Origin of the sequence: Spirosoma soli, from assembly GCF_042684525.1 — a bacterium.
Classification (GTDB): Bacteria; Bacteroidota; Bacteroidia; order Cytophagales; family Spirosomataceae; genus Spirosoma; species Spirosoma soli.
Genome location: NZ_JBHULN010000016.1, coordinates 148,726 through 160,495, shown reverse-complemented (window position 1 = coordinate 160,495; position 11,770 = coordinate 148,726). Strand labels below are relative to the sequence as shown.

The 11,770-nt window shown below is 45.2% G+C and carries 8 protein-coding genes; all 8 read left to right on the top strand.

Going from position 1 to position 11,770, the window contains the following annotated elements; translation table 11 throughout:
* On the top strand, window positions 1-2,584 hold a 2,584-nt coding region (locus tag ACFSUS_RS21975; RefSeq protein WP_381525906.1), incomplete at its 5' end, for an RICIN domain-containing protein.
* Window positions 2,585-3,299: 715 nt separating this feature from the next.
* Window positions 3,300-4,352 carry a glycosyltransferase family 2 protein gene (locus ACFSUS_RS21970; RefSeq protein WP_381525905.1) on the top strand — a complete coding sequence of 351 codons (1,053 nt, stop codon included), beginning with the start codon at window positions 3,300-3,302 and terminating at the stop codon, window positions 4,350-4,352.
* 97 nt (window positions 4,353-4,449) lie between these two features.
* Window positions 4,450-5,310 carry an ABC transporter permease gene (locus tag ACFSUS_RS21965; protein ID WP_381525904.1) on the top strand — a complete coding sequence of 287 codons (861 nt, stop codon included), beginning with the start codon at window positions 4,450-4,452 and terminating at the stop codon, window positions 5,308-5,310.
* A gap of 6 nt (window positions 5,311-5,316) precedes the next feature.
* The gene (locus ACFSUS_RS21960) at window positions 5,317-6,621 is read left to right on the top strand and encodes an ABC transporter ATP-binding protein (protein ID WP_381525903.1); all 1,305 of its coding nucleotides are present in this window, start codon (window positions 5,317-5,319) and stop codon (window positions 6,619-6,621) included.
* Between the two features lie 27 nt (window positions 6,622-6,648).
* Entirely contained in the window at window positions 6,649-8,271 is a 1,623-nt protein-coding gene (locus ACFSUS_RS21955) for a glycosyltransferase (RefSeq protein ID WP_381525902.1), read from the top strand.
* 56 nt (window positions 8,272-8,327) lie between these two features.
* Window positions 8,328-9,287, top strand: a complete 960-nt coding sequence (locus ACFSUS_RS21950; RefSeq protein WP_381525901.1) for a polysaccharide deacetylase family protein — start codon at window positions 8,328-8,330, stop codon at window positions 9,285-9,287.
* Between the two features lie 8 nt (window positions 9,288-9,295).
* Window positions 9,296-10,204 carry a glycosyltransferase family 2 protein gene (locus ACFSUS_RS21945; RefSeq protein ID WP_381525900.1) on the top strand — a complete coding sequence of 303 codons (909 nt, stop codon included), beginning with the start codon at window positions 9,296-9,298 and terminating at the stop codon, window positions 10,202-10,204.
* On the top strand, window positions 10,201-11,232 hold the full coding sequence (locus ACFSUS_RS21940; protein ID WP_381525899.1) for a glycosyltransferase family 2 protein: 1,032 nt from the start codon (window positions 10,201-10,203) through the stop codon (window positions 11,230-11,232). The genes ACFSUS_RS21945 and ACFSUS_RS21940 overlap by 4 nt, the downstream gene beginning before the upstream one ends.
* Window positions 11,233-11,770: the final 538 nt, after the last annotated feature.

Below are 11,770 nucleotides of genomic sequence, written 5' to 3'. Positions count from 1 at the left end.
GCACTACTCGGCCAGTGGCAGCTTCATCGACCGCATCATGTATCTGCAGAACAACTACAGCTGCTACATCGACCAGAACAACCCCACTCGGGTCTTTGCCCAGTTTCTCGAGTTTGGCGTTGACTACTCCAAGCCCCTGGCGGCCAACAACGGCTCCTGGACGCTGCTCAAGAATTGGAGAGCCACTATGCCAGCCAACTATTTCGAAGTGTTGACTATTAACCATACTTACATCTCCGAAATTTTTCGTGATGTACTGACTATGTCTAACGGGCGTACTTATGGCTTCTTAAGGCGGTTTAGCGATAATAAATGGGTAGTGGTTGAATTGCCTGCTAACGGTCCGATACGGGTGACTAAAGTGGCATTCGATGCTCAAAATCGATACACCTATCATATCACTAAGGATGGCTCGTTGAAGCAGTCGGTCAATAACTTTTCAGGTACATCGGGAACAGTCAACTGGCAAACCCGGCCGCTAACGGGCTTCGATGCCAACAACGACCCGATTTGGGGGGCTCCCCAGGACTATGCCACCGCCCCCATTAACAGTGGCGGGGAACCAATTACATGGAAGGGTGGGGGCGGACGCACCGGTGAAACTACGTCATCAAACGTCATGATCACCTTCGATGATGGCAAAGTTGACGGGGCCTTGGGGGGCGGTTATCATCTGGGTGGCATCCGGGTCAATGACAATAAGTGGTTATGGAAAACGGCTCATGCTACTTCAGTCGGGTATGTAGGAGAGTATCCGACCGACGGTGCTTACGATGTGGGTAATAACGTAGAATACGCTGGGGGGGGATTTAGCGTGTTCGAGCGAAACATCTTCTGGAACTACCACGGTGAGTTCTGGAAAAACAGCCAGGTCAACAAGTGGCAGCACGTCTACGACAACGGACTGCTGGTCGGCATTTTTGGTAAAACAGGTATTCAGGCTCGTGTTGAGGCTCCAGATGGTGGAGCTGTGCCGGGTATGGCTGGTAATGTTCTTTTGGGTACAGTGGTCAAAGCTCCGAACGGCAACATTTATCTCTACCATGCTGAGGAATTTGGCTGGTCGGGAGTGCACCGCTGGCGAATTGATGGACTTAACACAATTCAGGAACAGGCCATACCCTTACAAAATCTGGTTAGTGCTTCAGTACCCGAGTCGCCACTGGACGGTGTCGATTTACTAAATGGATTACCCCGGCAAAATGTGGTGCAGAATGGGACTGCCGGATGGAACCGGAACCCCGTTGAAGAAAATAATACCTCTTTTGATAACAAGTGGACGGTGAAGACAGGCCTCATGAGCTATGACAGATTTGCGAGTACAGATCTCTACGTGAATTTCTCCAAGCCGAACGCCACTTATACGGTTACCCGCGATTTAGGTACTACCAGTAGTCTTGTGGCCTGGGCTTTGAAAGGCGTTATCACGTTCAACGGAACCAACCCTAATAATGGTGCCCCTGATCAATTCGATTCCGGTGGATGTTATTTTGAAGTGTTAGATAACAACGGTAGGGTACTGGCTCGGATATACAACCAGGTTTTCTTTGATCAGGCTAATGTTCCTGTTAAGTTATTTGGGAACAATCAGGTCATTGCACAGGGTGAATATTTTAAACCATCTACAGCCACAGGTACAGGCGCCGATCCTATTGAAATCAGTATGTCGAATGGAACACTCACAATTAAATATCGTGATTTCGCACCGGTGACCACATCTGCCTTTGATAAGACGGGCAACTTACAAAGTCCTAAAACGGTACGCTTGTTTTTCTGGTCGAATGGCCGAAACTATGAACGTACCATCGATGTTCAGAGCCTTCGGTTTTATGCTACTGCTGCACCAACTAACACAATTAAACCTACTGTGGAATCAGCAGATACGTATTTCATAAAAGCAAAGCACAGTGGGAAGTATCTGGATGTCGCTAATGTGTCTACGGCCGACGGGGCATCTATCATTCAATGGTCTTATACGGGCGGGACAAATCAGCAATGGCAGTTGACTAACCTAAACACGGGTTATTATACTATGAAAGCGGTTCATAGTAGTAAAATGCTTAACATTCCCGGGGCGTCGATGGTCGATGGAACCGCAGCTAATCAATGGTCTGCCAATGGACAGGCCAACCAGCAGTTCAAGTTAGTTGATGCGGGTGAAGGCTATTATAAAATTGTGGGTAATAACAGTCAGAAATGTTTGGACATACGCTACGCATCTACCGCTGATGGTGCAGTGCTCCAGCAAACGTTCTGTAGCACCAGTGATAGCCAAAAATTCCTTTTGGTCAAAGCAGGCACTGGGGGAGGCAGGGTTGGAGCGGTCGAGGCTACTAGTGAACATACTGAGCCTACTATTAAACTCTATCCTAATCCGGCGGTGAACGAAGTAACGATTAAAGGAGCACAGGGGGCAGCCATTACGATTGTTGATGGTTTGGGACGAATAAAGCTCACAACTGTAAGTCAAGCTGATTTATTTACTTTCCCGGTTACTTCTTTACCAACCGGAGAGTATATAATTCAGATCAAAAAAGACGATGCATACATAACAAGTCGTAAGCTGATTATAAGCGGTTTGTAGTACGAGATTAATAATGCATGCATCAGCAACTTCACGAATAGCCTGCCCTTGAGAGGGTAGGCTATTTTGTTCAAAGCATCTGCGTGCTACCTCATAAAGTAGCTTTATAACGCTAAGTGCTTTTCGGCAGGTAGTATAAATCTTTGTTATCTTATATTGATACAAGGTGACAAATATCTAAAGCCTGTTACGTGATTTTTTTTGAACATATGTTTGTTTAATTAAAAGAAACGGAGTTCTCATGACAAAAAAGAGCTTCTTTTACTCCTTATAGTTATTCGTGTAAGCTGGTCTGCTCTGATTAGCCAGCATAATTACTACGCAGATAAACAGTTTAACAATGATGCTCGTAATAACTGTTTTCTACATTCAGTCTGCTAGTATAAGCACCTTTCTTTTATAAATAGCTAATAATGAACGCCGTATGAGTGAGCAAAATGTGAGCAATCAGAATTGCAGTCATACGCTTTATAAAAACAGCTTTGATTAGTGAAGGTAGACGCTAATTTCTTCGCGAGAACTGATAAGTTCCTTTAAAAGCACAGTACCGCTCAGTAATAAAATTGGTAAATCTCCAAGAATATACCGATACAATTTTGTGCGATATTAGGTTGAGCCTACATTAGAATTTAACATCCTTAATCTATTAACCATAAGCCTTTTAACTTAAATCGATAATTATTAAAATATAAGTTATAGTAACTAGGAGTTAAGAATGGATCGTATTCCTCAAACACCTCCTGTGGTAAAGCCTTTAGCTTCAACTCCAGACAGGCCCCTGTGGTCGGTAATGATCCCTGTTTATGATTGTAGTACTTATCTAATTGAATCCTTAAAGTCAGTGCTGAGCCAAGATTTAGGCGCCCAGCAAATGCAAATCGAAGTGGTTGACGATGCCAGTACTGATGCCGATGTCGAAGCGATAGTACAGCGTATTGGGCAAGGACGAGTTAATTATTTCCGCCAAAACCAAAATGTAGGCAGCCTACGTAACTTCGAAACATGTATTAATCGGGCAAAAGGCCAGTTGGTTCATCTCTTACACGGAGATGATCGGGTGCTTCCTGGCTTCTATGGAAAGTTTACGCAGCTATTTCAATCATTTCCGGATGCCGGCGCTGCTTTTTGTCGATATGCATATATTGATATGCAGGGGGAGCAACATCACCAGCGAGAGCCGGAAATAGAATATGATGGCATCTTAACAGATTGGCTCCCCCGAATTGCTCAGCAAAACCGACTACAATACGTATCTATGGTCGTTAAGCGCTCGGTATATGAACAACTGGGTGGATTCTATGGAGTTACGTTTGGCGAGGATTGGGAAATGTGGGTACGTATCGCTCGCTATTACCCAGTAGCGTACACGCCTGAAGTGTTGGCCGAGTACCGGTGTCATGACCAATCTATTTCTGACCAAAAACTGACCACCGGTCAGGCGCTGCGCGATTTGCGAATAGTTATCGACACCATACAATATCACCTTCCTAAACATTATAGGGAGCGCGTTCATAAAAAAGCTAAAAAACACTATCTCTGGTACGGAATGTACGGCGCCTATAACGCCTGGAAAATGTCGGGTAACTATTCTAACATGCGTAAGAGCATCCAGGAAGCCTTTCTTTTACACTCGGGTTTATTATTTTACGTTTTACTGACCAAGGTTGGCCTAAAGATCTTTTTGCACCGCTGTCGCTTTGATAAACCAAGGGTAACCTGGATCACCACCAAATTCTTATACCTTATAGGTAGGGATGTATCGGATTAACTGCGTACTACCTTTAGAGGCATGACTACTCTGGTCATTCAGATGTAATCTGAGCAGTATAGCGAAATGTGTGACTACCTCTTCAACGGGACCAAAAATGAGTTCAAAACTAAAATCAACGGAGTGGGATTGGGAAATTACCAACAAAGCAAGCTCGTGGGAGCTGAACGTATTAGAAATTTGGTCGTACCGAAATCTAATGGCTCGCTTGGTCCGACGTGATTTTTTGCTTAGTTACCAGCAAACTCTGTTAGGCCCTCTCTGGACCTTGTTACAGCCTATTGTAACTGTATTCATTTATGTGCTTGTTTTTGGTAAGCTGGTCGGCATATCAACCGGGACGGTTCCGCCGTTTTTGTTTTATCTGTCGGGTACCATCTTATGGAGCTTTTTCAATGACGTCTTTACAGGTACGTCCTCGACGTTTACGGCAAATGCAGACTTGTTTGGGAAAGTCTATTTCCCCCGGCTCATTGTGCCGCTTTCTATCATCAGTGCTCAGTTTCTTCGGTTATTGATTCAACTGGGTTTGTTGGCCGTGGCGCTGCTTTACTTCTGGTTATTAAAAGACGTACCGTTACGGATTAACGTCTGGCTGTGGTTCTTTCCGGTGATTTTATTCATCACGGCAGCCATCAGTCTGGCGACCGGATTGATTTTCTCCGTTATCACCGCCAAATACCGTGATTTGGCCAACGTGTCTTCGTTACTGGTGAGGATGTTCATGTTTGTAACGCCAATTATTTATCCCGTTGCCACTGTCTCCGAGAAGAATCGCTGGCTAATAAATTGTAATCCATTGACCCCTGTTTTTGAAGCCTTTCGATATGGGTTGTTGGGCGAAGGCGACTTTACGGTGTTGCAACTCGCCTACAGCTGCATGTCTGCTGTGCTATTGTTACTGGTAGGAGTTCTTCTCTTTAACCGGCAGAAGGAAACGTTAATGGACTTTCTTTAAAACTTCATGTCCGATATAGCTATTCAGGTCGACAATGTATCGAAGCGGTATCTGTTAGGAACAACGGGTACCGGGTCATTCAGGCATGATCTTCATCAATGGTGGAATATGAAAGTGCTCAAAAAAGCAGATCCGTTTCAGTACCCTGATGAGCCATCAAGCCAGCTGGTAGATCAATCGTACATATGGGCCTTGAAGCAAGTGAATTTTCAAGCGAAACAGGGCGAGGTGTGGGGCTTAATTGGTGGTAACGGGTCAGGAAAATCTACGTTACTGAAGATTATCTCCCGTATTATTCGGCCCACGCAGGGAACCGTACGCGGCAGGGGGCGCCTAAGCAGTTTGCTCGAAGTGGGCGCTGGCTTTCACGAAGACCTTACCGGTCGCGAAAACATCTACCTGAGTGGGTATATACTGGGCATGAAGCGCCAGGAGATAAAACGCCGATTTGATGAAATCATTGATTTTTCGGGCGTTGCCCAGTTTATTGATACGCCCGTTAAGCGATACTCGTCTGGCATGTACGTACGACTGGCTTTTGCCGTAGCGGCTCACCTCGATGCTGATATCATGATCGTTGATGAAGTGCTTGCCGTTGGCGATGCCGAATTTCAAAAGAAATGTTTGGGTAAGATGCACGATTTTGCTCGTCAGGATGGCCGTACTATCTTGTTCGTAAGCCATAATTTACAAGCCGTTGAGCAATTATGTCAGCATGGATTGTGGTTGCAGCGGGGCCAGGTGATGGCAACGGGGCCGATTCAGCTGATCACAAATCAGTACACGAATCAGGCGCAGGCTAACCACTTGCGCCAGGCTTGGGTAAATCAGAAGGAAGCACCCGGCAACGATATAATCCGCATAAAATCGGTAGAGCTCCTGCCGCAGCTGGATGAATTTGACATGGTCATCGACGTACGAACGCCGTTGACCATAAAATTCGAATTTTGGGTAATGCAGGACGATTTGAATTTGCTGACGGGGCTACATCTGTTTGCGTTTAGCGGAGAGGCCGTGCTCGATGTTATGTCGTCGTTTACTGCGGTTGAGAAGGGCTTGGTGGCCGGTGAGTGCACCATTCCGGGCAACTTGCTGAATGACGGCTCTTACTACCTATCACTAATCGTGTACAGGAATAACTGGGACGAACTATACTATTATCAAGAATGTCTGACGTTCGACGTGGAAGATTATCGTGAAAGTCACATGAATTTTAGCGGTAAATGGATGGGTGCTATCCGCCCTAAATTACCTGTTAAGTTGACCCAGGTGACAGAAGATAAAGGTGTGAGTATAATTCGGCCTGTTTAGAAACAGCTGGCATTGACAGAAGTAACTATGGTACCGCATAATCCAGCTCTTGTATCCGTTATCATCACCTGCTACAACCATGGTCAGTTTCTGGCTGAGGCCATCAATAGTGTCTTAAATCAGACTTACTCACCGATTGAAGTCATTGTTGTCGACGATGGGTCGACGGATACTACAAGCCTTGTAGCCAGTCAATATCCAGATGTGCATTACTATTACCAGACAAATCAGGGCTTGTCTGCCGCCCGGAATGCTGGAGTACGGTACAGCAAAGGAGACTACATCGTTTTCTTAGATGCGGACGACTGGTTATACAAGGACGCCATTGCTATTGGCGTACAGCACCTGACGCAAAACCCAGATGCTGCTTTTGTATCGGGAGGCTACGATAACGTAGACGTACATAATAAACAATTAGGGGGCGTGAACGATGCTGTGCCTACTGGTCATTACCTACACTTGTTGCGGGGAAACTACATTGGTATGCACGCTACGGTTATGTACCGACGGTCAGTATTTGACACGTATCAGTATGATACAAGCCTAAAAGCTTGTGAGGATTATGACATGTTCCTCAACATTGCACGTCAGCATCCAGTGATGCATCATACACATAAGATAGCCGCTTACCGCCAGCACCAGAGTAATATGTCCTCTGATTATTCCCTAATGCTGACTATGGCATTAGCCGTACTTTCGAGGCAAGAACAAAACCTGCGAAATGAGGCAGAAAGGCATGCTTATCGGCAGGGAGTTCGTTTTTGGCGTGACTACTATGCAGGGGAGATATACCGGCGGCTTCGTACTAATCAGTACGCATCGGAAAAGCTGGCGGTCAGCAAGTTCCTGCTTCAACATAGCCCTACTTTATACGTCAAGTACCAACTCATGACAATCGCTTCTAAGTCCAAATCTCAACTGAAGAACAGGGTTCCTTTGTTTGTTTTTCGCTGGCTTCATCAGACGGGTCTTCGTCCGGGCTTCACACCGTCTATGGGCAAGATAAGGCCGGGCGATTTTAAACGTACTACACCGTTTAGCCGGCAGTTCGGCTATGACCGGGGTGGGCCTGTGGACCGGTATTACATCGAAAACTTCCTCCAGGATCAGGCTACCCTCATTCAGGGGCGGGTGCTTGAAATTGGTGACAACGCCTATACGCTACGCTTTGGCAACGGGAAGGTGACAAAAAGCGATGTGTTGCACGTGCATAGCGGCAATCCGGAGGCTACGTTTGTCGGTGACTTAAGTGAGGCTCCTCACATTCCCAGTGATAGCTTTGATTGTATTGTCCTGACGCAGACATTACACCTTATTTACGACATTAAGGGTGCTTTGAAGACGTGTGAACGGATCTTAAAGCCAGGTGGAGTGCTACTACTAACGGTGCCCGGCATCAGCCACATTGACCATGATGAATGGAATGACAACTGGCTCTGGTCGTTTACAGCGGCTTCAATGAAGAAGTTGTTAGCCGAAGCTTTCTCACCTGACCACGTCGATATCAGTACGTTTGGAAACGTCTTTATTGCTACGGCTTTTCTTTACGGCATGGGCGTAGCCGAAGTGACAAAAGAACAACTGGATCAGCATGATCCACATTATCAGGTAATCATCACGGCAAAAGCCGTTAAATCTCCAGCTCTTTGATTTGGCAATGGTTGCATAAAGTCCTTACGTATCGCCAGCCGAGGGCTGTCATACTAATGTATCATCGCGTAGATCAACCCGGCAATGATCCTTGGCAGCTGTCCGTAAGCCCGGCTCATTTTGAAGAACATTTGCGTATACTACGGCAAAAGTGGACTCCGATCTCATTAGCCGAACTAGCGCAACAAGTGGTAGCGCACTCAGTGCCTGACCGAAGCGTAGCGTTGACCTTCGACGACGGCTACATTGATAACTTCAACCAGGCTAAACCGCTTCTTGAGCAGTTCGAGATTCCAGCGACATTTTTCATTACCACTCAAAATTGTCAGCAACAAATTCCGTTCTGGTGGGATGAACTTCTGGACATCCTACTGAATGCAGAGCAGTTACCTCAAACCCTAACGCTAACAATTTCGGAAGAAACACTTAATGCGGATCTTAATGATGAGGCTACTCTGACCCCTGCACTCCAGCGCAACCACCAGGAGTGGACATGGACCGAGACAGGCGAACCACCCACCAGGCGTAGCCGTCTTTATTTAGATATCTGGCAACGGCTCAAACCGCTCACCCATTCGGAGCAGCAAGCCGTAATGACCCAACTGCGTACACAAACGGGTCAACTTGTCTCCACCGGATCTGAGCTGATTTGTATGACGCCTGATCACATCAAGCAGTTAATAAACAACCCCCTGTTCAGTATAGGCGCTCATACGATTACCCACCCCGCACTGACTCATCATTCGCTCCATGAACAGCGTGTAGAAGTAAACAGTAGCCGATCGTTTTTGGAGGGCTTAATACAAAAGCCAGTCAGCCTCTTTGCTTACCCCTACGGAAGTTATAATGATACAACCGTAGCAATTTTACAAAAAGAGCATTTTGAGGCTGCCGTGACTACGAATGAAGGGCTCATAACAAAACGTAGTCAAGCCCTTGAACTTAATCGTTTTCAGGTTAATGACTGGAGCGGACCTGTATTTGATAAACAGCTTGCCCAGTGGTACCGTAATTAAGCAAGGCTATGAAACCCGAGCAAACCCCGTTAGTATCCGTCGTTATCTGCTTTCTGAATGAAGAAGTATTTCTTGCCGAATCTGTAAACAGTGTTCTGGCGCAGGCTTACACCGCCTGGGAGTTGCTACTGGTAGACGACGGTTCGACCGATGGGAGCACAGCTTTGAGTAAGCAGTTTGCGGAGCAATATCCGGCTAAAATTCGATACATCGACCACGATGGCCACGCCAACCGAGGGCTGAGCGCCAGCCGAAATGTAGGTATTCAGCAAGCTACTGGTACTTTGTTGGCCTTTCTAGATGCGGATGATATCTGGTTACCCAATAAGTTGTCGATGCAAGTAGAGATCATGCAAAAGCAACCGAAAGCCGACGTCTTGTTAGAAGCAACGGAGTATTGGTACAGCTGGTCTGATCCAAAAAAAGAAGATATTCCGAAACTGATTGGAGCCGAGCCGAACCGGTTGTATGAGCCGCCCCAACTGATGTATCATCTTTATCCGTTGGGTGAAGGCGAAGCACCTAGCATGTCGGGTATGATGATTAAAACGGCACTGGCTCAGCAACAACTATTTGAAGAGTCATTTGTGAATATGTATGAAGATCAGGCGTTCTTAAGTAAGCTGTATCTGCACGCTACTGTTTATATTACCTCTTCATGTTCACACCGCTATCGTCAACGGATGAACTCCATTATGCACACGGTTCAGCAGCTTGGTAACTATTCGCAGATACGCGCTTATTTTCTAAAATGGCTGCAGAATTATCTGGATGCTAGGCAAATTCACGATTCCCATCTTCGGCGATTACTATGGAAAGCGCAGTTACCATACCGATCGCCTTTAGCATACAAAGGGGTTAAATTGCTCTCGTCATACTTTCCAAAATACATCAATAAGTACTTGTATCGAATATGAATCAACCAGTGTTGTCAGTCTTAATGCCTGTTTACAATGCTGAAAAATATTTGGTGGAGTCAATAGAAAGCATTCTTGGCCAATCACTAGAGGAGTTTGAGTTCATTATCATTGACGATGGCTCTACTGATAGTAGTCCACAAATCGTTCAGTCATTTACCGATAAGCGCATCCGGTTCTATCAGAACGGGACAAATCTTGGCATTTCCACAACGCTGAATAAAGGCATTGAGCTAGCCAAAACTGAGCTGATTGCTCGAATGGACGCGGACGATATCAGTTATCCTGACCGGTTGAGAGAACAGTATCAATATATGGTTGCGCACCCAGACTGCGCTTTACTTTCCTGTTGGGTTCGGGTGATTGGCGAAGACAAAGAAGTCATTCGTGTCGACAGGTTTGCTGCCGGCTATCATTACTATAACATGGCGTTCATATCGCCAATGTACCATCCGTCGGTGCTGTATCGGCGTTCTGCTGTACTGGAAGTGGGCGGCTACGCACAAAAGTATGCAGAAGACTATGCGCTTTTCTGGGCGCTGTCGAGAAAGTACAGGATTTATAACGTAGAGCAGGTCTTATTAGATTACAGAGTTTCCAGCTCCAGCTTGCACCAGGTATTACGCAAGCAGGAATACGAAACCGCTCATGCAGAGCAAGTGCTTGGGAATCTGCGCTATTACATGGGCAATGAATACCAGCTTGGGCCGAGTTACCTAGCCTGTCTTAGTCATAATTTCGGGCCGCTTCTACAAGAAAATAGTGTGCAGCAAATAGTAGAATGTTTAAAGCAGCTGGAAACAATTAATGAGAAGATATTCACTAAGCCAAATGTCAATCTTGATCTCCGTGCAGTAAAGCAAGCGGCTATTAGTAAACGAAACTTTATCATATCATACTACACGCAGCACCTTGGATACGGACAGAAAGTAGGGTTGCTACTTCGAACAGGTTCCTGGCGGATTCTATACAGAACGCTAAGGGACAGTTTAAATCTGCGAAATAGCCTTACGACGGAAAATACTTAATTACAAGGATACTGGATCCTCCTCATAAACGACTGCTCTATTCGAGAGATCTTAAACTAGATGACTGTAGCAATATGAAAAGCTACTATATCTACAGATTTAAGGTACAAATACTTATAAACTACAGAATATGTATAGCGCTTGTAAATCAAATCTAAGGAACGACAGTATGTAGAGTGATAACTGTTTCGCGTAGATTGTTAATAATGCAATACAAATTATAATTATATCGATTAATGTAGTAGCGGGCGGTTATTGGATGTAGTATAATGCGTCGAAATATTCGGTTGGCAACTATAAGAATAATTATAAGGGGCATAATTAATCAAAGTGTGTAATATACCTGGTAATGCTACATCATCTAGTGATGGATAACAACTTCAGCCTTTCTCTGAAAAATAAGTCTTAGTAAAAAATAATATTTTTTACTGGTAAAATTTTAAGTAAAAAATATCTTGGTATAATGCAACAAAAAATATTTTGAATTTTATGGACAACTTTTGTAGCTATACTTATTTGAAATCATAAAATATCATTA